Here is a 21,943-nt window from a genome sequence, read left to right as displayed (position 1 = left end):
CCCAAGGAATTTGTCATGACCGAAGCCATTCGTTACGAAAAAGGCCAGGACCAGATCGTGGTGCTGACCCTCGACATGCCTGGCCAGAGCGCCAACACCATGAACAGTGTGTACCGCGAGGCGATGGCGGCCACTGTCGCGCGCCTGGAAGCGGAGAAGGACACGCTGGCCGGTGTGGTCATTACCTCGGCGAAGAAGACCTTTTTTGCCGGGGGTGATCTCAATGAATTGATCAAAGTCGACACAGCGCACGCCAAGGATTTCTACGCCGGTGTGTGGGTGTTAAAGGCGCAATTGCGCCGCTTGGAAACACTCGGCAAACCGGTGGTTGCCGCGATTAATGGCGCTGCCCTGGGCGGCGGCTGGGAGATTTGCCTGGCCTGCCATTACCGCGTCGCGCTGGACGACAAGTCGGTGCAGCTCGGCTTGCCGGAAGTCACCCTGGGCCTGTTGCCGGGTGGCGGCGGGGTGGTCCGCATGGTGCGCATGCTGGGGTTGGAAAAAGCCTTGCCGTATTTGCTGGAAGGTAAAAAAGTCCGTGCGCAGCAGGCGCTGCAGGCGGGCTTGATCAATGAGCTGGCGGTGGACCGCGACGAACTGCTGGCCAAGTCCCGCGCCTGGATTCTTGCCAATCCTGAGGCCAGACAGCCGTGGGACAACAAAGGCTATCAGCTCCCCGGCGGCACGCCGTCGAACCCCAAAGTGGCGCAGATGCTGGCAATTGCGCCGTCGATATTGCGCAGTAAAACCCAAGGCTGCTTCCCGGCACCGGAGAAGATCCTGTGTGCCGCCGTGGAAGGCGCCCAGGTGGATTTCGACACGGCGCACCTGATTGAAACGCGCTACTTTACCGAGTTGGTCACCGGGCAGGTGGCGAAAAACATGATCGGTACCTTCTGGTTCCAGCTCAACGAAATCAACGCCGGCCGTTCACGGCCCCAAGGCTTCGCGCCTTACGTCACGCGTAAAGTTGGCGTGCTTGGCGCGGGGATGATGGGGGCGGGCATCGCGTATGTCAGTGCCTGTGCGGGCATCGAGGTGGTGCTCAAGGACGTCAACCTGGCGGCGGCCGAGAAGGGCAAGGCCCATTCGGCCGCGCTGCTGGACAAGCAGGTCAGCCGTGGGCAACTGACAGCCGAACAGCGGGAAAGCACCCTGGCGCGGATTCATCCTACTCAGGATGACGCCGACCTGGCTGGCTGCGACCTGATCATCGAAGCCGTCTTCGAAGACCGTGAACTCAAAGCCAGGGTGTCGGCGGCTGCACAAAACGTGGTTGGCGCCGGTGCGGTGATTGCCTCCAACACCTCGACGCTGCCCATCAGCGGCCTGGCCAAAGCGGTGCCTGATCAAGGCAAGTTTATCGGCCTGCATTTCTTCAGCCCTGTCGACAAAATGCCGCTGGTGGAAATCATCAAGGGCGCCCTGACCAGCGACGAAACCCTGGCACGAGGTTTCGACTTCGTACTGCAAATCAAGAAAACCCCGATTGTGGTCAACGACAGTCGCGGCTTCTTCACCTCGCGGGTGTTCGGCACCTTTACCAACGAAGGCATTGCGATGTTAGGCGAAGGCGTGGCCGCGCCAATGATCGAGACCGAAGCGCGCAAGGCTGGGATGCCGGTGGGGCCGTTGGCGGTGTCCGATGAGGTATCGCTCAGCCTGATGAGCCATATCCGACAGCAAACCGCGAAGGATCTGCAGGCGGAAGGTAAGGCGGTACCGACGCATCCGGCGACGCGGGTGATCGATCTGTTGGTGAATGAATACAAACGCGTGGGCAAGGCGGCCGGGGGCGGTTTTTACGACTATCCCGCAGGCGGGCAGAAACACCTGTGGCCCGAGCTGAAAGCGCGCTTCGAACAGCCCGGCAATCAGATTTCGCCAAAAGATGTGCGCGATCGTTTGCTGTTTATCCAGGCGATTGAAACCGTGCGGTGTGTGGAGGAGGGCGTGTTGATGTCGACGGCCGACGCCAACGTGGGCTCGATCTTTGGTATTGGCTTTGCCGCGTGGAGTGGCGGCGCGCTGCAATTTATCAACCAGTACGGGCTCAACGACTTTATCGCTCGGGCACGCTACCTGGCCGAGCAGTATGGGGAGCGGTTCTCACCGCCGGCCCTGCTACTGGAAAAAGCTGCACAGGGAGCAATATTCGCCTGACCGAAACGCAATATTTTGGGTAATAGAGAACCCTTTTGGGAGCGGGCTTGCCCGCGATAGCGGTATGTCAGCCAATGCAAATGTTGGCGAATATGACGCCATCGCGGGTAAGTTGAATCGTCGCACCGCCGCTCCTGCAGGTAGGCACAGGGTGGGGCTTGCTTTGCAGGGGTATTTCAAGGCAGGCTCTGGGGTGTGCATTATTCCCATCACCGTGTCAGGTATTTTTTATGTCGCTACGCGTCTGTATCCTGGAAACCGATATCCTGCGTCCAGGCTTGATCGATCACTACCAAGGGTACGGGCAGATGTTCAAGCGCCTGTTCTCCAAGCAACCGATTGCCGCCGAATTTGTAATCTACAACGTCGTCCAGGGCGAATACCCGTCAGATGATGAAGTGTTTGACGCCTACCTGATCACCGGCAGCAAAGCCGACTCCTTCGGCACCGACCCATGGATCCAGACCCTCAAGACCTACCTGCTCGAACGCTATGCGCGCGGCGATAAATTGCTGGGCGTCTGTTTCGGTCACCAGTTATTGGCGCTGCTGTTGGGCGGCAAGACTGAACGCGCCAGCAAAGGCTGGGGCATGGGCATCCACGACTACACGCTGAATGCCAAGGCGCCCTGGATGAGCCCGGTGGTGGAAGAACTGACGTTGCTGATCAGTCATCAGGATCAAGTGACCAGCCTGCCGGAAAACGCCACGGTGATAGCTTCCAGCGATTTTTGCCCCTATGCGGCGTATCACATCGAAGACCAGGTGCTGTGCTTCCAGGGCCACCCGGAATTCATCCACGATTATTCCCGCGAGTTGCTGGAGATTCTTCAGACAACTCTTGGGGAAAAGGTCTACACCCACGGCGTGGCAAGCCTGGAACGCGACCACCACGGTGCCACCGTGGCGGAGTGGATGATGCGTTTTGTCGCGCACAAGCCAGAGTCTGCGGTTTAAAGCCAGCCCGAACGCTTGAAGCTCGCCCACAAACCGGTGCAGCCCGCCGCAATAAACCCGAGCACCGCAAAATAGCCGTAGTGCCATTGCAGCTCGGGCATGTTCTGGAAGTTCATCCCGTAAATCCCCGCCACCGCGGTGGGGAATGCCAGAATCGCCGCCCACGCGGCGAACTTGCGTTGCACCACGCTTTGGCGTGAGGCCTCCAGCAACACACCGATCTCAATGGTCTGGCTGGCGATATCGCGCAGGGTGGTCAGGTCTTCCATCTGCCGCGTCACGTGGATCTGCACGTCACGGAAATAGGGGCGCATGTTCTTGTCGATAAACGGGAAGCTCAGCTTCTGCAGTTCCTGGCTGATTTCGACCATCGGCGCCACATAACGCTTGAGCCGCAGCACGTCACGGCGCAGCCCGTGGAGGTTCTGGATATGGGTTTCATTGAGGGAGTTGCACAACACGTTGCGTTCCAGCTCATCGATCTCGGCATGGATCGCCTCGCTCACCGGCTGGTAATTCTCGGTGACGAAATCCAGCAGCGCATAGAGTACGAAATCTTCCCCATGCTCCAGCAACAGCGGCCGCGCCTCACAGCGCTGGCGCACATAGCCGTACGACGCTGAGTGCCCGTTGCGTGCGGTAATGATGTAGCCGTTGCCGGCAAAAATATGAGTTTCGATAAACACCAGTTTGCCGTTCTCGCGTACCGGTGAGTAGGTCACGATAAACAGCGCATCGCCGAAGGTTTCCAGCTTCGGTCGGCTGTGCTTTTCCAGGGCGTCCTCAATGGCCAGTTCATGCAGGTTGAACTGGCGTTGCAGGTTGGCCAGTTCCTGGGCGTTGGGCTCTTCCAGGCCAATCCACACAAAATGGTCGGGTTTGGCGGCCCAGGCCGCGCCCTCATCGAGGGTAATATCGGTGACTTTCTTTCCGCCGCTGTAAACGGCGGCCGCAACAACTCTACCCATGGTGCTGATCGCTTCTTATTAGGAGGACAGGTGTTGGGCAGCTTAGCTGGAAGCGAGTTCGATTGTTACGGCACTTTGCAGCTCACTGTCCATCGCGGCAATACATTCATCCATCTGCGTCTGACAGGTTTGCATCAACTGAGGGATGTCATCCGAAGTCAGGCCTGCGGTAGGAATCGGTGGCAACGAGCGTATGAGGACATCACCACTGTTCCACTGATTAAGTTGCATATGGGTGATGTAATTGCTGACACACACCTGCACGATCGGCACACCTGCCGCAATCGCCATATGGAACGCGCCTTTCTTGAACGGCAGCAGGCCTTTGCCGAGGTTGCGCGTGCCTTCCGGAAATACCCAGATCGACGTGTCCTGATGCTGCAAGGTATGCGTGGTCGTGAGCATCGCGCGACGCGCCTTGTGCGCATTGCCGCGGTCGATCAGCACATTGCCTGCCAGCCAGAACAACTGGCCGAACAGCGGCACCCATTTCAGGCTTTTCTTGGCAATACACACCGTGCGGTAAGGCACCACAGTACCCAACACAAACAAGTCATAGTTGGACTGGTGGTTGGCGATGACCACGCACGTGCCGGGCTTGTTGCGCAGCGAGTCAACATCCGTCTTCACGTTTAAACGCAATATCCACATGGCGGGCAGCGCATAGAGGCGCGCGCACAAGCGGCTGTTGTCGGGATTAAACGGCCGACAAATGCCCAACAGCACGCCCAACACACCGGCAACCATAAAGTGCAGGCTCATCAACAACATACGTAACAGAAAGAGCATCGACGCGGCCCATCGGGACAAAAGGTGGCGCAGTGTACGGATGTGCACTGTATTCGGCAATTGCCCCTACAGACGTAGGAGATAGGCGATGTTTAAGTACATGTTTCAACGTGTGCCGACAAGGCCTGACTAGAGCGGCTAAAGAGGTTTCGGATTTATCGGTAAGAAAAAGCCCGACTCTAGGTCGGGCTCTGGCGTTGCCGCTGCGGGGTGTTAGCTAAGGATATGGCCCTGATCCTGGATGATTGCATCATCCAACGCTTCCAGCAGTGCCTTACGCACCTTCAGCTTGGTGTGCTTGTGGGCGTTCATGTTGATCTTCTTCAACTGGCGGGCTGCTTCCAGGGCCGCCGCGTGCAACTCTTCCGGTGCGACCACCTTATCCAGGAAGCCCGCTTGCAGTGCGCCCTGCGGGTCAAACATTTCCGCATTGATTACCGAACGATGAAACGCCGACTTGCGCAGACGATCCCGCGCCAACTCGATACCGGCGTGGTGCATGGTCATGCCGATCGCCACTTCATTCAGGCCAATGCTGAACGGGCCTTCCACACCAATCCGATAATCTGCCGACAACAGCAGGAACGCACCTTTGGCCACCGCATGTCCGGGGCATGCGACGATGACGGGAAACGGGTGCGACAACAGGCGACGCGCCAACGTCGAGCCCGACGTCACCAGGCCAATAGCCTCTTTAGGGCCGGCCGTCATCACCTTCAAATCATAACCGCCCGACAGAATCCCCGGCGTCCCGGTGATGATCACCACCGCCCGATCTTTCTCGGCCTGATCCAGCGCCGCATTAAACTCACTGACCACCGCCGGAGAAATGGCATTCACCTTGCCGTTGCTCAAGGTCAGGGTCGCGATACCGTCTTCGAGGTGGTAGGCAATCAACTCACTCATGACGCGGTTCCTTGTAGGACTTGTTATAGATAGGCTGTTTATAGAAGAGCATGCGCAGACGTTACCCACCACGCCCGCCCCGGTAAAGCGCCGTGACTGACTACTCAGTCAGACTTTTCCAGCATTCCTTAGGTTAGACGGCCCAGGGCAGGGCGCAGCAGCCGCCCCAAGTGCGTGCCAGCGGTGCCCGAGAATGGCAGAATCACCGCCCTCGCCGGGCGGGTAACGGCATAACCGCCTAACCGCATGAAAATTCTGAAAAAAACCTTTGCCATCAGAAAGGCTTTCGACTACATTAGCGCGCCTCGACAGACTGAACTGGTTTGACGAGATACGGTGAAGTGTCCGAGTGGCTTAAGGAGCACGCCTGGAAAGTGTGTATACAAGAAATTGTATCGAGAGTTCGAATCTCTCCTTCACCGCCACATTCTACAAACACAAACCCCCGATTTTCCTAGAGAAAGTCGGGGGTTTGTGGTTTTTGGCGTTCAAAAAATAGCCTCATGGGACCACCATGGGACTGGCGCGCTATTTTGGTGCATAAAGTAAAGCCAGCGACTGAGTGTTCGGGGGCATTTCATCTGGCTGCTAACAGCGCGCCCAGAGAGTGGCTACCTTCGGCCATGAACAGACGATCGCCAATATTTTTAGGCGACCGCTTTTGCCAAATCGGACGACCGTGCAGGTAGTGGAATGACGGTTCGTGAACGTTCGTTGCAGGGGGGGTTACGAGTGAATTACAGTCTGACCAGGAATCTTGACACAGATATAGCCAACCCGAATAAGATTACCACTTCGCCTTTTCAATGATGCTGATCTATGACTATTGAACGCACGAGCACAACCAAAATACGTGAAATAGTCTCTGCACTGAACCGTGCCGATCTGACTGCTATTGATTACAACCATCTCCTGACTCAAGTGGGAATCTTAATCAAGGGCATTCCTTTGATAGTGCAATCTTTGCCTGTAGGGACCACGCTTTATCGGGGGAGAATTTGCTCCGAACGGCTCTGTGAAGTGAGCTATTTAGGTAGTCCACCCGCCGAACTTGTGACCAGTTTTCAACGTTGCAATGGTCCCGGTAAACCTATGTTCTATGCAAGTGTCGATATCGCTGCAGTATTTTCCGAACTAAATGCGGATGTTGGAAACATAGTTTATCTATCAAGCTGGATTGTTGATCGAGAGTTTTTTTACTTCCGAATTCCACCGGGTGCAGGCGAGGGAATGGAAGATGACGTCGCTTTCTCAAAAATTGAAACGTTTTTTGAGACGCGATTCGCTCAACCTGTTCATGAGACATTTTCAGCACAGTATAAACTGACTTCCGCCATTACCGAGAAATTATCCACTGGTAACGTCTTGGGCCCTCCTGAACAGCTTAAAGGGCGGCCCCTTGGAGCTGTTGTATACCCATCTGTTGCACATACCTCGCGCTCCGATAACATTGCAATTCAAACGTTAGTAGCACAGTCATGTCTGCGGCTTTCCGATGTCCGTGAAATGGAAGTTATGGAGCGGCAAGCTGAGTCACTAACCGTGCGAGAGATCAATTTCAGCAGCAACTTTGAAGATGAACATATAAAATGGCTGGGTCGCCCGAGGCAGTGGACTTTAAATTCCATGGAGACTCTCAGTTTTACCGTTGAGAACGGTGCGTGGGTAGCGCGTACCGAGGACGGCACTATCATAAATCCATCGTAGAAGACAAACACAGCGTAGGTAGCCTTCGATACTTTATTGAACGGAGTACGTAACTATGAACTCGCGCGGCCGTTGATGAATCCTTGTCGACGTAAAGGAAGATTGACCGCTAAGGCGTGATCTCCGGAGGTTCAGCTTTGTTTTCCAGTATGACCTCAATGGGCCAATTACGGCCGTTGAGTACAGATTGACTGAACGCAGGATGCGAATTACGCCGCTTATGTAAAAAAGCCCCCCACACCTAAGCCAGGCACGAGGGAGGCTTTTTTTGTGAGCATGAAAACCAAATCCCATAGGACTGGTATAGCACTCCCCCTTCACGGGTTAAATTTTGTGCGCCATTTGAAATACTCACTTTGTGGTTTTTGGCCTCTGAAAAAGGGCCATTTAGGTCCAATTTGCGACTTACGGTGTTTTATAACCTCTAATTTCAGACACAACGGCCCAGTGGGTTCAGAATTGGGTGGCGGGCGTCCTCGCCAGCAGCAGCGGCTGCTTTCGGCCAGGATGCGATACCAAGGGTGAAATCGTTTGTCATTCTCCCGCACACCCGGATTTTTTAATAATGACCACTCGACCGAAGCCTAAGCTCAACCTTCGCACGCTGATTCTTATCTTTGTACTGCTCTCTGCCTTTGCAACCCTGGTCAATAGTTTCTGGGTGACGTTCAAGATTCAGAAGCAGGAGTTAATTGAGAATGCCCTGGAGGTGAACAAGGCCTACGCTTCTCGGATCGCGCTGAGTGTGGAGCAGGTGCTTAACTCTGACCTGGACAAGTTAAAGTATGGCTCCGGGGTCATTGGTAAGGCGTTTGACGATAAGCGCTATTTGGCAGAGGAGGCCGATCGACTGTTTGGCCAGGACGCCAGCTTCAACTCTGTGCTGATCGCCGACGCGGGCGGATCAATCATTGCCTCAGCCCCGGAAAGCCTCCATCTCGATGGGCGCACGCTGCAACACAAGGAGCCGCTCAGCCTTCGTGTGCCAAGAATCAGCAATGCGTTCAGGTCCCTCTCCGGCAATCTGGTGGTGTTCATTACCCAGCCCGTATTTGACGCGAAAGGCGAATACCTGGGCCTGATAGGCGGCAGTGTCCGGCTTGAGCAGAGAAATACACTGCAGGCGCTGATGGATACCAATGTGCGCAAGGATGGGGCGCATGTCTATCTCATCGACAGCGCCCGCCGGGTGCTCTATCACACAGACCCCGAGCAGATCGGCAGCGTCACGGGTAAGGGCTTGATCGCTGATGCTGCGCTCAGTCAGGACGCCGGTACTTTGCAGGCGACGGATGCCAATGACGTGGAAATGCTCGCGGGCTTCGCCAGGGTGCCCAGTAGCGGTTGGGGGGTGATTTCGCAACAGCCACTGGAAAATATCCACGCCGTTCTGCGCCATACCATGGCCAAGGTCATGCAGGGTATAGCGCCACTGGCTCTGTTCGGAATCATCTTGATCTGGTGGTTGGGGACAAGGATCTCGGCGCCGCTGTCCAGGCTTGCCGAGTGCGCCAAACGACTGGATACACCCGACAGCTACGAACGCATCAGGGCAGTCCCGGCGCGTTATTTCGAAAGCTGGCAGATTCGCAGAGCACTGTTGCTGGGTGCCACCCTGCTGCAAGAGAAAATCGGCAAGCTCAATCAGCAAGCGCAAACCGATGCGCTGACAGGACTGGCCAATCGTCGAGCGATGCAGGACATCCTGGCGCGCTGGCAGGAGGCCGAAAAAGCGTTTGCCGTTGTTTCCATGGACATCGACCACTTCAAACGTGTGAACGACACCTTCGGCCACGGTGCAGGTGATGAAACACTGAGGGCTATCGCGCAGCTCATGCAACAGAACTCGCGGTCCAATGACTTGCCCTGCAGGGTCGGTGGAGAGGAGTTCGTATTGTTATTGCCCAATAGTTCGCTTCAGGCTGCAATGGATGTCGCCGAGCGACTGCGTGCCTCAATTGACGCAGCGGACATTGAAACTGTCGGGCACGTGACGGTTTCGCTGGGCGTCGCGCTATGGCACCCCGGCGCCGATTCGATAGCGGTTGTGCTTGAGAGGGCTGACCAGCTGTTGTACCAGGCCAAGCAAAACGGGCGTAATTGCGTGGTGGCTGAGCAGCCTTGACGGCCTAGGCTGTCAGCATGAGCGCCCGCCCTCAATGCCTGTGCCGATGATGCACATCCGGAAAATGCGCATGGCTATGCCTCATCGGGCTATGAACATGTACATGACTATGCGGCTGCGCCGGGTCCCATTCAAACCCATGCTCATGTTGATGATGCTCGTCATGCACGTGCCGATGTCCGTGCTCCGTCGCCTCGTGCAGATGCTCATGCGCATGCCGCTCCGTCAGGTGCAGCCACACACCCACGGCCATCAGCGCCGACGCAATCCAGAACGCCATGGTCACCGACTCGCCCATCACCAGCAACGCAACCGCGGCACCGAGGAACGGCGCGGTGGAAAAGTAGGCGCCGGTGCGCGCACTGCCTAGACCGCGCAATGCCAGCACAAACATGACCAGGCTGATGCCATACCCCAGAAAGCCAACCAACAAGATAGGCGCCAGCTGCGCAACACCCGGAATCTGCGCCCCGAGATACAGCGCCAAACTGCAATTCACCACCCCGGCAATTAAACCCTTGGCGCCCGCAATAAACACCGCGTCCGACGCAGACACCTTGCGCGTCAGGTTGTTATCAATCCCCCAGCACAAACAGGCCACCGCCACGGCAAGCGGCCCGGTCCAATCGTGGCTCGTGCCGCCACCGCCGGACCCTGACAACACCACGCCGCCCAGCACGATTGCGAGCATGCCCAGGACGATGCGCCGGTCGGCGTTCTCTCTGAACACCAGCCAGGCGATAACGGCGGTCAGCACCGACTCAAGGTTGAGCATCAGGGAAGCGGTCGCGCCTGCTGTGCGAGTCAGGCCGAACATCAACGCGACCGGCCCGAGGATACCGCCGAATGCGATGGCGCCGATCAGCCACGGCCATTCGGAACGGGTCAGCCCGCTGGGTTTCCAACCGCGATCACGGATAAGGCGCACGCCGGCCAGGCCGATTCCGCTGCCGAGGTAGAGCAGGCCCGCGAGCAGCACAGGCGAGAGGCCCAGGCCGAGGCTTTTGGCGAGCGGCGTGCTGGCGCCGAAGAGGGCGGCAGCGGCAAGTGCGTACAGGATACTGAGGTTCATGGGCCATCCTCGAAGGTCAGGCCCATGATACGTCGCGCGTAGGGGTTAATGCCCTGGCGATTTTGACACGGTCACACTTATTGCGCGGTTTTCAGCTTGATCACATCACCCGAGATCTTGGTGGTGTAACCGCTCAATACCCATGCCCAGAACCAGTTTTCCTGCACTTGGGTGTTGATCAGCGCGTCGCCGCCTTTGGCTTTGATGGCTGCATCCTGAGCGCGCACAAAACGGCTGTTCTGGCCGATAGGAATAACCCCGAACAACATGATGCCGGTGGCGCTGGCTTCACTGTGGCCCAGAACGGTGTACTGGCTGCTGTCGTACTGCGGGGATTTGATGGCGGTGCCGGTGCAGCCTGCCAGTGCGAAACCGAGAACTGCTGCTGCAACCACTTTACTGACGTACTTCACTGTGTAACTCCATGGACTAACCCTCGCGATTCAATTCACGAGGGGGGCGACACTTTAAACGCGGCCAGGGCGGATTGAAATCAATCAGCCCACATTTTCATCTTCACGCCTGCACGTACACCCAAGCTGTCAGCCCGGAAGCCAGCGCGACCGAGACCCGCTTATAGTCGGACACTTCATACGCATCCGCCGCCGCCAGTTCCTGTTCGTTGATCTGAAAGACCATGCCTTCAACGCTGGCAGCCTTTTCTGTGGTCGGTGCGACAATTGGGTGGTGGGTCTTGCCGCTGGTGGCCAGCACTTCGGGGTCGGTGATTTCTACCCAGCTTTGTGAATAGCCCAGCATCGCGTCCTGCTGGCCGACTAATTCCCGGCCGAAGTTGGCCAGTTGCACGACCTTGTCTTGCAAGGTGCCGTAGGAAAACAGCAGCACAGGAAATTGGGTGGAGTGTTCCATTTTGATTCCTTGGTGGGTCAGGCGAGTAAATCTTCGTAGAAGGCGCCGTACGGCTTGCTCGGGTGGGCGATCTGGATTTCCAGGATCCACAGTCCGGCATTCGGGTAGTGCTCGAAATCCCCCAGGTCGCCGCCACGGTGGATCGCGTGGGGGAAGTCGCTGACGCGGTGCCCCTTGATGTCGAGGTTCAGTTGCCAACCCATGGCCTGGGCCTGCTCCTCGGCGTAGCGGTAGAGCTCAAGGCCCACGACCTGGTGGTTTTTCCAGCGTGATTGTACGCGGTCGAAGAGTTCTTTGGCGGCGCTGGCGCAGGCGATCATCTGTGGGTCGCTGCCGGTGGTGAAGGTCGCACCGGCGTCGCCTTCGTGGCCTTGCCACACCGCGCCCATGTCGATGAAGAAGATATCGTTTTCAGCCAGTACCGGGTCGCCGTCGGAGCGTTGCTTGAACGTCTTGAGGGTGTTGGCACCGAAACGCACCAGCAGCGGGTGCCAGATGCGTTGCATGTCGAGCTCGGTGAGCACCTGCTTGCCCAGCTCGCGCGCTTCGGATTCGAGCATGCCGGGGCGAATACGTTGGGCAAGGTGGTCGATGGCTTGCCACGTCATGGCCTGGGCATAACGCATGGAGTCGATACTGTAGGCGGCGCCCACGGCTTCTTTGGGTTGTGCAGTCACCGGTTTTCCCTCGCGTTCAAGCTGTACTGGGCGCTATACGTTTTACTATATAGCGATACGATGCAGAGCCCAACTCTGAAAACCCCGAAGAGCACCTGTGGGCGCTGGCTTGCCTGCGATAGCGCGGGTTCAGCAAACAGTGATGCGGCCTGACCCACCGCCATCGCAGGCAAGCCAGCTCCCACTTTTTGACCGCGTTCGGTCAGTCAGAGATGCAGCCACGCCAGGCTGCCCAATATCACGGCCACGCCGCCAGCGGTGTATGACATCCGCTTCAACCACTCCTTACGCGTCAGCAACGTGATCGCCGCCAGCGAAATCGCGATCTGAATCGCCGTCATCGCCTGAGCCCATCGGTGATGCTGGTGCAGCGCCTCTTCGGACTTCTGATCCCAGTCCCGCGAAGTCGCCTCAAGCTTCTCGGCCTGCTTGCGCACTTCTTCCTTCTGGCCCTTGTAGCGTTCGATCTCATCCTTGTAATGCGCAGCATCCACACCGGGAATATGGGTGGCCAGTTCCGCCAGGTTTTGTCGGCTGGATTTGGCCTGGTAGTAGTTCCACTGGTTGGCGGCTTCGGTCTTGATGATGGCGGCGTTGTTTTTGTCCATTGCCGCTTCGCTTTCGGTCGAGCCTGCCTGGTAGCTGAGCATGGCGCCGAGGGTGGCCATCAGGGCGGTCATCACAGCGATGCGGCTGGCGAAATTGTCTCCACGGCCATGGGCGTGTTCGGTGGTGTGTTCGACGTGTTTTTCGTGGGGGCTGGGGACTTCGAAGGCTTCGGACATGGGGGCGTCTACGAACGGAATGAGGGAGTCTGATTCTTTACCAGTTCAGCTGTCTCAATCCTGTACGTAACGCTGTAAACCCTGCACCAGCGCATCAAATGTCACCCGGCAGCGCGGGCTGTTGCGCAGGTCTTCGTGCATGGTGACCCACGTGTCCATCTTGAACGCAAACGCGTCGGGCAGGACCCGGTGCAGGCGCGGGTCTTGCTTGGCCAGTTGCACCTGGCAGCCGCCGATACCGGCACCGGCGCGAATCAGCGCCAGTTGTGCCAGGTCGCTGTCGCTGCTGATGGCGAAGGTGCTGCGTTCAAAGCCGTTGATGGCCAGGCTGCGGATAAACGCGCTTTCCTGATCGAAGCCAATCACCGAGTGGCCGACCAGGTCTTGCATCAGCAGAGGGCTGCCGTGCTGTTGCAGATAATCGTCGCGGGCGTGCAGGCCGACTTCGATCAGGCCGACGCGCCTTGCCAGCAATTGCTCCTGGCTCGGTCGCACCATGCGTACGGCGATGTCGGCCTCCAGTTGCAGCAGGTCGATCAGGCGGTTGCTCAGGATCAGTTCAACCCGCAGGTGCGGGTGCTGGCGGCGCAACTGCGTGATGATCGGCGGTAACACTTCCACGCCGACCACTTCACTGGCGGAAATCCGCACCACGCCACGTACCTCGTCGCCTTGGGCTGACGCTGCGCGCTCCAGGGCGGCGGCCGTGCGCTCCATGGTTTCGGCGTGGGCGCGCAAGGTGTGGGCCACCGCCGTCGGCAACAGCCCGGTGGGCGAGCGAGTAAACAGCACCACCCCCAGCGCCAATTCCAGTGCAGCGATGTGCCGGCCGACCGTCGGCTGTGTGATGCCAAGCAGCCGCGCGGCCCCCGACAACGATCCTTCCTTCAGTACGCCGAGGAACGACCGGTAAAGCTCCCAACCAATATTCGCAGGCATGCATAAATGTATAGCGGCTCGATGCTCTTCGGCAATTTATCTATAGCTGACCCCGCCACACAATGGCCTCACCAACCAACGTGGGAGACGGTCATGAGCAAAGTTCTGGTACTGGGAGCGACGGGCGGGATCGGCGGCGAAGTGGCGCGGCAGATGAGTGCGGCAGGCTGGGAGGTGTGTGCGTTGACCCGGGATGTGGACAAGGCGCGACTTGCGAATGCCGCCTTCTCCTGGCTCCAGGGCGATGCACTCAATCGCCAGGAAGTGCTCGCTGCCGCGCGTGGCTGTGCGGTGATCGTCCATGCGGTCAACCCACCGGGCTATCGCAACTGGGCCGAGCAGGTGCTGCCAATGATCGATAACAGTATCGCGGCGGCCATCGCCGAGGGCGCGACCATCGTGTTGCCTGGCACGGTCTACAACTTCGGGCCGGATGCGTTTCCCGTGTTGCACGAAGACTCGCCTCAGCACCCGCAGACACGCAAAGGCGCGATTCGTGTGCAACTGGAGCAGCGTCTACAGGACGCTTCCCGCCAGGGCGCTCGGGTGGTGATCGTGCGCGCCGGGGATTTTTTCGGCGCCCGGGTGGCCAACAATTGGTTCGCCCAAGGCTTGGTCAAGCCCGGCAAACCGGTGCACGCCGTCAGCTACCCGGGCGCTCCCGGTGTGGCGCATCAATGGGCGTACCTGCCGGATGTGGCGCGCACCATGCTCGAGTTGATTGAGCGCCGGGCGAGCCTCGATGCGTTCGCGCGCTTTCATATGGCTGGGCATATGGACGCGGATGGCACGCAGATGGCCGAGGCGATCCAGCGCGTGGTGCTGCGTCGGACCGGCCATCAACCGCGCGTAGGTCGTTTCCCTTGGTGGTTGATGAAATTGGCAGCGCCCTTTGTCGTCACAGTCCGTGAGATGCAGGAAATGCGCTACCTGTGGCAAACCCCGTTGCGCCTGGATAACCAGCGCTTGCTGGATGCCTTGGGCCGTGAGCCGCACACGCCGCTGGAACAGGCGGTGGAGACTACCTTGGCCGACCTGGGGTGTTTGCCTGCGTCCGCCTGATCAAGCGCACATACACCGCCATGTTGATCAGCAACACCACGGCCCCGAGTACCCATTGAATGTTCGGGGTCAGCCCGGCCGGGTAGATCAGCGTGAGGATGTAATGCTCGACAAACCCGCCGCCATAACCGTCCTGCCCGGCGAGATGGCGGAACAGGTTCTCCCAACGGGTCAGCGGGCAGGGCAGGTGGAACACCTCGACGGCGACCCCCCAGGCCGCTGCGGGCAGGTGCAGCCACATGACAGGCCGCCACTTGAGGGCCAGCAATCCGCCGAACAGCACGAACAAGATGAAACTCAGGTGAAACAGCACCAGGCTGTCGGCGGCTACGCGATAGAGCATGTTGGGATTCGCTTATAAGGTGGGCCAGTGTCAGGCGCCGAATTCTTCTTGCGGGTAGGCGATAAACACAGGCAGTTTTTTCGACATATTACTGCGATTGCCGTCATACACCCGCCACGTACTATGGATGATCCCGTCGCCCAATACTTCTACCCACTCGCCGCTTTGCAAATAGGGCGCGAGGCTGGAGCGTCCAACATAGGCAAAGCCGAAGCCGTCCAGTGTGCCTGCTGCCGGGCAAGGCTACGTTGGGTTTTGCATGCACCCAGGTCAAGGGTGTTAAGCGCTGATTTTGAGGCGTGGGCTGAGACGACTGAAGGCGTGGACTTTGCGGAGTAAGGCGTGAGGGCGGGCTCAGGTTTGTGGCCGTGATGGTTGCTTGCAAGCAACCTGGGCCGTTATTGTGCTGAATCCTTTTAGTCCTTTCCCCAAGGTTCTGTTGTGATGAATGCACCGCGTACCGCAGTCGGCCCGATCAAGGCCGTGATTTTCGATATGGACGGGTTATTGCTGGATACCGAAGGCATCTACACCGAAGTCACGCAGATCATCGCCGAACGCTACGGCCGTACCTACGACTGGGGCATCAAGCAGCACATCATCGGCCGAGGCGCTCAGGACCTGGCCGATTACGTGGTCAAGGCGCTGGACTTGCCGATCACGCCAGCAGAGTTTCTCAGAATCCGTGAACCGCTGATGAGCGAGCGTTTTCCCAAGGCCTTGGGCATGCCCGGGGCCGAGGCGCTGGTGCGGCACTTGAAGGCGCATAACATTCCGATCGCGGTGGGCACCAGTTCGTCGCGCAATTCGTTTGGCCACAAGACCACCTTGCACCGTGAATGGTTTGGCCTGTTCGGCACCATCGTCACGGCCGATGACCCGGAAGTCGGCGCCGCGAAACCTGCGCCGGATATCTTCCTGACCGCTGCGCGCCGCTTGGGCGTCGCGCCACAGGATTGCCTGGTGTTCGAGGATTCGCCGTTCGGTGTGACGGCCGCGAAAGCCGCCAACATGACCGCTATCGCCGTGCCCGATGAAGCCATGGCCGACAGCAAATACCAACATGCCGACCAGATCATCCGCAAACTCGCGGACTTCGATCTCGCCGCCTATGGCTTGCCACCTTTTCCCTGACTGAACAGGGTCAAAAATGTGGGAGCTGGCTTGCCTGCGATGGCGTCCTCAAGACCGCCGTCGCAGGCAGGCTCGCTCCCACAATGGGTTAGGCGCTGAAACCACCATCAATGGTCAGGCTTGCACCGGTGATATACCCCGCTTCCGGCCCGGCCAGATAAGCCACAAAACTCGCTATCTCCTCCACGTGGCCATAACGCCCCACCGCCATCAACCCGATCAGCGTCTCGGCAAACTCACCGTTCGCGGGGTTCATATCGGTGTCCACCGGCCCCGGCTGCACGTTGTTAATGGTGATGCCGCGTGGCCCCAGGTCCCGTGCCAAACCTTTGGTCAGGCCCACCAGCGCCGCCTTGCTCATCGCGTAGGGGCCACCGCCGCCAAACGGCATACGTTCGGCATTGGTGCTGCCGATGTTGATCACGCGGCCGCCTTCACCCATGTGCTTGGCCGCTTCCTGAGTAGCGATAAACACGCTGCGCACATTGATCGCCAGGGTCTGGTCGAAGTCTTCCAGCTTGAAATCCTCCAGTGGCGCGATGGCCAATACACCGGCGTTGTTCACCAGAATATCCAGGCGCCCGAACGCTTCGACGGTGGCGTTGACCGCATTGCGAATCGCCGTGGCGTCGGCACTGTCGGCCTGAATGGCCAGGGCTTTGCCGCCTGCGCTGATCACGACGTTCTGCAGTTCTTCGGCCTTGGCGGCCGAACTGACGTAAGTGAAGGCGACGGCTGCGCCTTGTGCGGCCAGGCGTTTTACGATCGCAGCGCCAATGCCGCGGGAACCGCCCTGGATCAAGGCGACTTTGCCGATGAGGTTTTGTGTGGTCATGTCGATCTCCAAGTAGTTGATGGGCCGAGTATCGACCTCACCCACCCATGCCGGTAGACCGTGATTGCTATAGTCTGTGTAAACCAAAAGTTTAGAATGGTGCGATATGGAAAGCTTTGGAAGTATCGAATGCTTTGTGCGCAGTGCCGAAGGCGGCAGCTTCGCCGAAGCGGCCCGGCACCTGAGCCTGACGCCGGCGGCGGTCGGCAAGAGTGTCGCCAAGTTGGAAGCACGCCTCGGTGTTCGCCTGTTTCAACGCAGCACCCGGCGCCTGACCCTGACCGAAGCCGGCAAGCTGTTCCTCGAAGAAGTCAGCGGCAGCCTCATCACCATCCAGAACGCCGTGGCCAACCTGGCGAGCGCGGAAGGCCGCCCGGTGGGCACGCTCAAGGTCAGCATGGGCACGGTGTTCGGCAATCGTTATGTGGTGCCATTACTGGTGGAGTTCATGCGGCGCTTTCCGGATATCAGCCCGGACTGGCATTTCGATAATCGCCAGGTGGACCTGATCGGCCAAGGCTTTGATGCGGCTATCGGCGGCGGTTTTGAACTGCCCCAGGGCGTGGTGGCGCGCAAGTTGGCACCTGCGCATCGAATACTGGTGGCCTCGCCGGCTTATCTGGAGCGGCGTCTGCCGGTAAGGGCGCCCGAAGATTTATCGCGTTGCCTGGGCATCCTGATCCGCTCTCCGCAAACCGGCCGCGTGCGCACCTGGCAGCTCACGGGCCCGGAGCGTGAGCAACGCCCGCTGGTGCTCAAGCCGCGCATGACCATGAGCGATTCCGAAGCCGCCTGCTGCGCCAGCGCCCAAGGCCTTGGGATTGCGCTGGTCAGCATGCCGATGGCCGTGCCGTTCCTCGACAGCGGCGCGGTGGTGCGGGTGTTGCCCGATTGGTACGTCGACGACGGCAACATCTCCATTTACTACGCCGAACACAAGCTGCTGCCCGGCAAGACTCGGGCGTTTGTGGACTTCATCATTGAGCAGTTTTCCGAAAAGGGCTTGGGGCATCGGTTCAGCGCGATTTGACGACGGTTGCTCAATTCCAATGTGGGAGCCGGGCTTGCCCGCGATGCAGGCGACTCGGTCTACCGGCCCAACTTACCCGGCCAACCAATGACCCTCTTCGGCCTCGGCGTGGCATAGGTCCTGATCTTCGATGTCGACAACCCCAACCGAACCAGGGATTCGGCAATGGTCACCGCCGCCGTCACTCCATCCACCACCGGCACGCCGGTGCGCTGGCGAATTTGCTCATCCAGCCCGGCCATACCGCCGCAGCCCAGGCAGATCACTTCGGCCTTGTCCTCGCGGATCGCCAGTTCCGCCTGGCGCACGATGGCTTCCATGGCGGCCAGTGGGTCTTCTTCAAGCTCAAGCACTGCCATGCCACTGGCGCGTACCGAGGCGCAGCGTTGATACAGCCCGGCAAGTTTCAACCGGTCTTCGATCAACGGCACGGTACGGTCCAGGGTGGTCACCACCGAGTAGGCGTGGCCCAGGAACATCGCCGTGCTGGCCGCCGCCTCGGTGATGTCCACCACGGGCACATTCAACAACTCCTGCAAGCCTTCACGGCCATGTTCGCCATAGCCGGCCTGGATCACCGCATCAAACGGCTGATCGTAGGCCATCACCCGGTCCATCACGGCGATAGCGGCCAGGTAGCTTTCGAAATTGCCTTCCACCGACTCGGCGCCGAAATACGGCGTGAGGCCGACGATTTCGGTGCCGGGCGAGGCCACAGCCCGTGCCTGCTGGGCGATGGTTTCAGTGATGGATTCGGTGGTGTTGACGTTGACCACGAGGATGCGCATGGAATGTCCTTGGTTAATGACTGACGTTATCGACTGCAATGCTTTCGCCGCTGACATCGGCGTAGAACGGTTGGCGCTTGGCGATCAGCCGATACAACAGCCCTGCAATACCAGCGCCAAACAGCCAGGAAAAGGGAGCGACGCTGGTAAAACCTGGCAACAGCGCCAGTAGGATTGCGATCACCGCCGCAGGAATAAACGCCGCGACTGCGCGTAAATTGACGCCTCGGCTGTAGTAATAAACGCCATTCGGGTCTTCGCTATACAGCTGCAGAACGTCCACCTGGCTTTTACGAATCAGCCAGTAATCGACCATGATCACCCCGTACAGCGGCCCCAGCAGCGCGCCCAGTCCGGACAGGAAATACACGATCACCAGCGGGCTGTTGTAGAGGTTCCACGGCAGGATCAGCACCGCCACGGTGGCGCTGATCAGCCCGGCACGACGAAAGTTCAGGTACTTGGGCGCCAGGTTGCTCAACACAAAGGCCGGTGCGACGAAGTTGGCCATGATGTTCACCGCCACGGTGACGATCAGGAATGCCAGGCAGCCCAGCACGAGAAAGAAGGTGTTGGGGATCGCTGCGATGATTTCGGTCGGGCTTTCAATCACCCGTCCATTGAGCTGGAACTGCCCACCGCAGAGCAGCACGGTGATGGCGGCAAACACCAGGATATTCACTGGCAAGCCCCAGAAATTGCCGACCAGGATGGTCTTGCGGCACGGCGAGGACCGGGCAAAGTCGCAGAAGTTGAGAATCAGCGTGCCGTAGATCGTCAGCCACAACGCGCCGCCGGCAAAGATGTTGCGCCACATCTCGCCACCGCTCAGCGGCTCGCGGATCGACCAGGCGATATTGCCGCCGACCTGGAAATACATCCAACCGGCCAATGAGGCCACAGTCACCAGAATGACCGGCCCGGCAAACGCTTCGTAGCGGCGCACCATTTCCATGCCGTACGCCAGGATCGCCAGTTGCACAAACCAGATCGCCACGAAACACGCCCAACCCAGCGTCGACAGGCCGAGGATCGAGTTGTGATCATAGTCGGCAAACCCTGGATGAATTGCCGACAACAGCACGCGGAAAACCACTGACGCCAGGTAGGTCTGGATACCAAACCAGGCAATCGCAATCACCGCCCGAATCAGCGCCGGAATTTGTGCACCGTGAATACCGAAACTGATACGGCTGATGACCGGGAACGGCACGCCGGTCTTCTGCCCCATATACCCCGACAAGTTCATGAAGAAGTACACCAGCGCCGCGCCAATCCCGAGTGATAACAGAATCTGCCAACCGCCGAGGCCCAGCGCGTATAAGCCGATGGCAAACGAATAGTTGGCGATGTTGTGCACGTCATTGGTCCACAACGCGAAAATGCTGTAGCGACCCCAGCGACGACCCTCAACTTTGGTGGGCGCCAGGTCCCGGTTGTGCAGGCGAGGGCTGAGCACCAACGGGCCGGGGCTCGCGGCCGCCGGGTTCAGGGCGGAGGAGGGCAGATCCAGTGCGATGTTATTCGAGAGGCTTGTACGCATTCCGGCAGGCTCCAGCGCATCGGCGAGCAAGCCGCGGATGGCAAAGTGTATGTAGGTTTTGTATTTATTGTATACAAAGCGCATTTCAACTTAAGCCACATGCGTGCCAGTTTTTGAACTATGAAACGGGTGATTAATTTCTTTTTTATAGGTTGTCCAAGTAAATGACTGAATTTAAAGCGATATAAATTGACCGTTTGAACAGGTATTTATTTTTTATGCAGTAGAAGCTGTGTGGGAGAGAACGAAAAGAAGCGGGAAGAGATGTTACGTTATGGTGCGTCTTGAACTGGATTGCACACATAAATGGCACCGATGGTTACATCAGTGTGTACAAGATTTATACCCACCACAAAGCAAATGTGGGAGCGGGCTTGCTCGCGAATGTGAAGGGCCAGTCACTGAATGTGTCGACTGATCCACTGCATTCGCGAGCAAGCCCGCTCCCACATTTTTACTGCGCTAGCCCTCAGGCTTTGCTGATGATATTCCCGGCGTGCAGGCCACATTCTTTCTGCGTAGCTTCTTCCCACCACCAGCGGCCTTCGCGCTCGTGCTGGTTCGGCAATACCGGCCGGGTGCACGGCTCGCAGCCGATGCTGATAAAGCCGCGTTCATGCAGGCTGTTGTAAGGCAACTCGAGCATTCGGATGTAACCCCAGACTTCCTCGCTGGTCATCTGCGCCAGCGGGTTGAACTTGTACAGCGTACGTTCCGGGGTGGAGAAAGCGCTGTCGACCTCCAGTGCCGCCACCTGGCTGCGGGTGCCGGGGCTCTGGTCGCGGCGTTGGCCGGTGGCCCAGGCGCTTACGCCGGACAGTTTGCGGCGCAGCGGCTCGATCTTGCGCACGCCGCAGCATTCGCCATGGCCGTCCTTGTAGAAGCTGAACAGGCCCTTTTCCTTGACGAAGGGTTCCAGCGCGCGCTGGTCCGGCGAGATCAGCTCGATATCGATCTTGTAGAACTCGCGCACCTGCTCGATAAACCGGTAGGTCTCCGGGTGCAGACGGCCGGTGTCGAGGCTGAATACCTTGACGTTCTTGTTCAGCTTCCAGGCCATGTCTACCAGCACCACGTCCTCGGCGCCGCTGAAGGAAATCCACAGGTCATCGCCGAACTGACTGAACGCCAGCTTGAGAATGTCCTGGGCGGATTTGTTTGCGTAAGTCGCAGCGAGTTCAGCGACGTCGAAGGCTTGGTTCATCAGGACGGTTCCTACAGGTCAGTGGCGCTGAGCGCTCTATAGGGGAG

The 21,943-nt window shown here is 58.6% G+C and carries 21 protein-coding genes and 1 tRNA gene; 8 read left to right on the top strand and 14 right to left on the bottom strand.

Annotation, left to right across the window (positions count from 1 at the left end; all coding sequences use genetic code 11):
• Positions 1–15 precede the first annotated feature (15 nt).
• Positions 16–2,163 (top strand): 3-hydroxyacyl-CoA dehydrogenase NAD-binding domain-containing protein, encoded by a 2,148-nt coding sequence (locus tag ACDZ94_RS00620; RefSeq protein WP_432750933.1) that lies wholly within the window; start codon positions 16–18, stop codon positions 2,161–2,163.
• A 230-nt stretch (positions 2,164–2,393) separates the two neighbouring features.
• Positions 2,394–3,119 carry an amidotransferase gene (locus ACDZ94_RS00615; RefSeq protein WP_432750932.1) on the top strand — a complete coding sequence of 242 codons (726 nt, stop codon included), beginning with the start codon at positions 2,394–2,396 and terminating at the stop codon, positions 3,117–3,119.
• On the opposite strand, the gene ACDZ94_RS00610 is transcribed toward ACDZ94_RS00615, so the two are convergent.
• From ACDZ94_RS00610 to ACDZ94_RS00600, 3 genes are all read right to left on the bottom strand, one after another.
• A complete protein-coding gene (locus ACDZ94_RS00610; protein ID WP_407017246.1) occupies positions 3,116–4,087 on the bottom strand; it encodes a magnesium and cobalt transport protein CorA in 972 nt (323 codons plus the stop codon). The genes ACDZ94_RS00615 and ACDZ94_RS00610 overlap by 4 nt on opposite strands.
• A 42-nt stretch (positions 4,088–4,129) precedes the next feature.
• The gene (locus tag ACDZ94_RS00605) at positions 4,130–4,876 is read right to left on the bottom strand and encodes a lysophospholipid acyltransferase family protein (protein ID WP_407017245.1); all 747 of its coding nucleotides are present in this window, start codon (positions 4,874–4,876) and stop codon (positions 4,130–4,132) included.
• A gap of 213 nt (positions 4,877–5,089) precedes the next feature.
• Positions 5,090–5,782, bottom strand: a complete 693-nt coding sequence (locus tag ACDZ94_RS00600) for a crotonase/enoyl-CoA hydratase family protein (protein WP_064453715.1) — start codon at positions 5,780–5,782, stop codon at positions 5,090–5,092.
• Between the two features lie 335 nt (positions 5,783–6,117).
• Between ACDZ94_RS00600 and ACDZ94_RS00595 the strand changes: the two genes are divergently transcribed.
• From ACDZ94_RS00595 to ACDZ94_RS00585, 3 genes are all read left to right on the top strand, one after another.
• Positions 6,118–6,207, top strand: a tRNA-Ser gene (locus ACDZ94_RS00595).
• A gap of 394 nt (positions 6,208–6,601) precedes the next feature.
• Positions 6,602–7,489: a hypothetical protein gene (locus ACDZ94_RS00590; RefSeq protein WP_432750931.1), complete on the top strand. Its 888-nt coding sequence runs from the start codon at positions 6,602–6,604 to the stop codon at positions 7,487–7,489.
• Between the two features lie 565 nt (positions 7,490–8,054).
• Complete coding sequence (locus tag ACDZ94_RS00585; protein WP_432750930.1) at positions 8,055–9,614, top strand: sensor domain-containing diguanylate cyclase; 1,560 nt, start codon at positions 8,055–8,057, stop codon at positions 9,612–9,614.
• A gap of 31 nt (positions 9,615–9,645) precedes the next feature.
• On the opposite strand, the gene ACDZ94_RS00580 is transcribed toward ACDZ94_RS00585, so the two are convergent.
• From ACDZ94_RS00580 to ACDZ94_RS00555, 6 genes are all read right to left on the bottom strand, one after another.
• Positions 9,646–10,686, bottom strand: a complete 1,041-nt coding sequence (locus tag ACDZ94_RS00580; RefSeq protein WP_262665998.1) for a DMT family transporter — start codon at positions 10,684–10,686, stop codon at positions 9,646–9,648.
• A gap of 77 nt (positions 10,687–10,763) precedes the next feature.
• Positions 10,764–11,099 (bottom strand): hypothetical protein, encoded by a 336-nt coding sequence (locus ACDZ94_RS00575; RefSeq protein ID WP_010563783.1) that lies wholly within the window; start codon positions 11,097–11,099, stop codon positions 10,764–10,766.
• A gap of 103 nt (positions 11,100–11,202) precedes the next feature.
• Complete coding sequence (locus ACDZ94_RS00570; protein WP_432750929.1) at positions 11,203–11,556, bottom strand: gamma-glutamylcyclotransferase family protein; 354 nt, start codon at positions 11,554–11,556, stop codon at positions 11,203–11,205.
• Positions 11,557–11,573: 17 nt separating this feature from the next.
• The gene (locus ACDZ94_RS00565; RefSeq protein WP_432750928.1) at positions 11,574–12,233 is read right to left on the bottom strand and encodes a M24 family metallopeptidase; all 660 of its coding nucleotides are present in this window, start codon (positions 12,231–12,233) and stop codon (positions 11,574–11,576) included.
• Between the two features lie 206 nt (positions 12,234–12,439).
• Positions 12,440–13,018: a DUF4337 domain-containing protein gene (locus ACDZ94_RS00560; protein WP_064453656.1), complete on the bottom strand. Its 579-nt coding sequence runs from the start codon at positions 13,016–13,018 to the stop codon at positions 12,440–12,442.
• A gap of 54 nt (positions 13,019–13,072) precedes the next feature.
• Positions 13,073–13,957, bottom strand: a complete 885-nt coding sequence (locus ACDZ94_RS00555) for a LysR family transcriptional regulator (protein ID WP_432750927.1) — start codon at positions 13,955–13,957, stop codon at positions 13,073–13,075.
• A 93-nt stretch (positions 13,958–14,050) separates the two neighbouring features.
• Here ACDZ94_RS00555 and ACDZ94_RS00550 point away from each other — a divergent pair, with 93 nt between their 5' ends.
• A complete protein-coding gene (locus ACDZ94_RS00550; protein WP_432750926.1) occupies positions 14,051–15,019 on the top strand; it encodes an NAD-dependent epimerase/dehydratase family protein in 969 nt (322 codons plus the stop codon).
• On the opposite strand, the gene ACDZ94_RS00545 is transcribed toward ACDZ94_RS00550, so the two are convergent.
• Positions 14,979–15,362 (bottom strand): DUF2784 domain-containing protein, encoded by a 384-nt coding sequence (locus tag ACDZ94_RS00545; RefSeq protein WP_064453653.1) that lies wholly within the window; start codon positions 15,360–15,362, stop codon positions 14,979–14,981. The genes ACDZ94_RS00550 and ACDZ94_RS00545 overlap by 41 nt on opposite strands.
• 444 nt (positions 15,363–15,806) lie before the next feature.
• Between ACDZ94_RS00545 and ACDZ94_RS00540 the strand changes: the two genes are divergently transcribed.
• Positions 15,807–16,496: an HAD-IA family hydrolase gene (locus ACDZ94_RS00540; protein WP_221295419.1), complete on the top strand. Its 690-nt coding sequence runs from the start codon at positions 15,807–15,809 to the stop codon at positions 16,494–16,496.
• Positions 16,497–16,584: 88 nt separating this feature from the next.
• Here the strand turns inward: ACDZ94_RS00540 and ACDZ94_RS00535 are convergent, their stop codons facing one another.
• Positions 16,585–17,331, bottom strand: coding sequence for a 3-oxoacyl-ACP reductase family protein (locus tag ACDZ94_RS00535; RefSeq protein WP_432750925.1), 747 nt, complete (start codon positions 17,329–17,331; stop codon positions 16,585–16,587).
• A 106-nt stretch (positions 17,332–17,437) separates the two neighbouring features.
• Between ACDZ94_RS00535 and ACDZ94_RS00530 the strand changes: the two genes are divergently transcribed.
• Positions 17,438–18,361, top strand: a complete 924-nt coding sequence (locus tag ACDZ94_RS00530; RefSeq protein WP_432750924.1) for a LysR substrate-binding domain-containing protein — start codon at positions 17,438–17,440, stop codon at positions 18,359–18,361.
• Positions 18,362–18,420: 59 nt separating this feature from the next.
• Here the strand turns inward: ACDZ94_RS00530 and ACDZ94_RS00525 are convergent, their stop codons facing one another.
• From ACDZ94_RS00525 to ACDZ94_RS00515, 3 genes are all read right to left on the bottom strand, one after another.
• Positions 18,421–19,149 carry an aspartate/glutamate racemase family protein gene (locus tag ACDZ94_RS00525; RefSeq protein ID WP_262665989.1) on the bottom strand — a complete coding sequence of 243 codons (729 nt, stop codon included), beginning with the start codon at positions 19,147–19,149 and terminating at the stop codon, positions 18,421–18,423.
• 13 nt (positions 19,150–19,162) lie between these two features.
• Positions 19,163–20,692 (bottom strand): NCS1 family nucleobase:cation symporter-1, encoded by a 1,530-nt coding sequence (locus tag ACDZ94_RS00520; protein ID WP_064454995.1) that lies wholly within the window; start codon positions 20,690–20,692, stop codon positions 19,163–19,165.
• Between the two features lie 469 nt (positions 20,693–21,161).
• Entirely contained in the window at positions 21,162–21,896 is a 735-nt protein-coding gene (locus ACDZ94_RS00515; RefSeq protein WP_064453648.1) for a phosphoadenylyl-sulfate reductase, read from the bottom strand.
• Between the last annotated feature and the right edge of the window lie 47 nt (positions 21,897–21,943).

The sequence above is a fragment of the Pseudomonas sp. UBT genome, assembly GCF_050915955.1.
GTDB lineage: Bacteria > Pseudomonadota > Gammaproteobacteria > Pseudomonadales > Pseudomonadaceae > Aquipseudomonas > Aquipseudomonas antarctica_A.
The sequence above is the reverse complement of the archived record's forward strand: the minus strand, read 5'-3'. Positions and strand labels throughout refer to the sequence as shown.

Bases quoted from the DNA above. Each gene is read 5' to 3' on its own strand.
- ACDZ94_RS00610 (WP_407017246.1), bottom strand. From the start codon at position 4,087: ATGGGTAGAGTTGTTGCGGCCGCCGTTTACAGCGGCGGAAAGAAAGTC.
- ACDZ94_RS00605 (WP_407017245.1), bottom strand. From the start codon at position 4,876: ATGCTCTTTCTGTTACGTATGTTGTTGATGAGCCTGCACTTTATGGTT.
- ACDZ94_RS00530 (WP_432750924.1), top strand. From the start codon at position 17,438: ATGGAAAGCTTTGGAAGTATCGAATGCTTTGTGCGCAGTGCCGAAGGC.
- ACDZ94_RS00615 (WP_432750932.1), top strand. From the start codon at position 2,394: ATGTCGCTACGCGTCTGTATCCTGGAAACCGATATCCTGCGTCCAGGC.
- ACDZ94_RS00585 (WP_432750930.1), top strand. From the start codon at position 8,055: ATGACCACTCGACCGAAGCCTAAGCTCAACCTTCGCACGCTGATTCTT.
- ACDZ94_RS00555 (WP_432750927.1), bottom strand. From the start codon at position 13,957: ATGCCTGCGAATATTGGTTGGGAGCTTTACCGGTCGTTCCTCGGCGTA.
- ACDZ94_RS00515 (WP_064453648.1), bottom strand. From the start codon at position 21,896: ATGAACCAAGCCTTCGACGTCGCTGAACTCGCTGCGACTTACGCAAAC.
- ACDZ94_RS00600 (WP_064453715.1), bottom strand. From the start codon at position 5,782: ATGAGTGAGTTGATTGCCTACCACCTCGAAGACGGTATCGCGACCCTG.
- ACDZ94_RS00580 (WP_262665998.1), bottom strand. From the start codon at position 10,686: ATGAACCTCAGTATCCTGTACGCACTTGCCGCTGCCGCCCTCTTCGGC.
- ACDZ94_RS00535 (WP_432750925.1), bottom strand. From the start codon at position 17,331: ATGACCACACAAAACCTCATCGGCAAAGTCGCCTTGATCCAGGGCGGT.
- ACDZ94_RS00540 (WP_221295419.1), top strand. From the start codon at position 15,807: ATGAATGCACCGCGTACCGCAGTCGGCCCGATCAAGGCCGTGATTTTC.
- ACDZ94_RS00545 (WP_064453653.1), bottom strand. From the start codon at position 15,362: ATGCTCTATCGCGTAGCCGCCGACAGCCTGGTGCTGTTTCACCTGAGT.
- ACDZ94_RS00520 (WP_064454995.1), bottom strand. From the start codon at position 20,692: ATGCGTACAAGCCTCTCGAATAACATCGCACTGGATCTGCCCTCCTCC.
- ACDZ94_RS00590 (WP_432750931.1), top strand. From the start codon at position 6,602: ATGACTATTGAACGCACGAGCACAACCAAAATACGTGAAATAGTCTCT.
- ACDZ94_RS00570 (WP_432750929.1), bottom strand. From the start codon at position 11,556: ATGGAACACTCCACCCAATTTCCTGTGCTGCTGTTTTCCTACGGCACC.
- ACDZ94_RS00620 (WP_432750933.1), top strand. From the start codon at position 16: ATGACCGAAGCCATTCGTTACGAAAAAGGCCAGGACCAGATCGTGGTG.
- ACDZ94_RS00525 (WP_262665989.1), bottom strand. From the start codon at position 19,149: ATGCGCATCCTCGTGGTCAACGTCAACACCACCGAATCCATCACTGAA.
- ACDZ94_RS00560 (WP_064453656.1), bottom strand. From the start codon at position 13,018: ATGTCCGAAGCCTTCGAAGTCCCCAGCCCCCACGAAAAACACGTCGAA.
- ACDZ94_RS00550 (WP_432750926.1), top strand. From the start codon at position 14,051: ATGAGCAAAGTTCTGGTACTGGGAGCGACGGGCGGGATCGGCGGCGAA.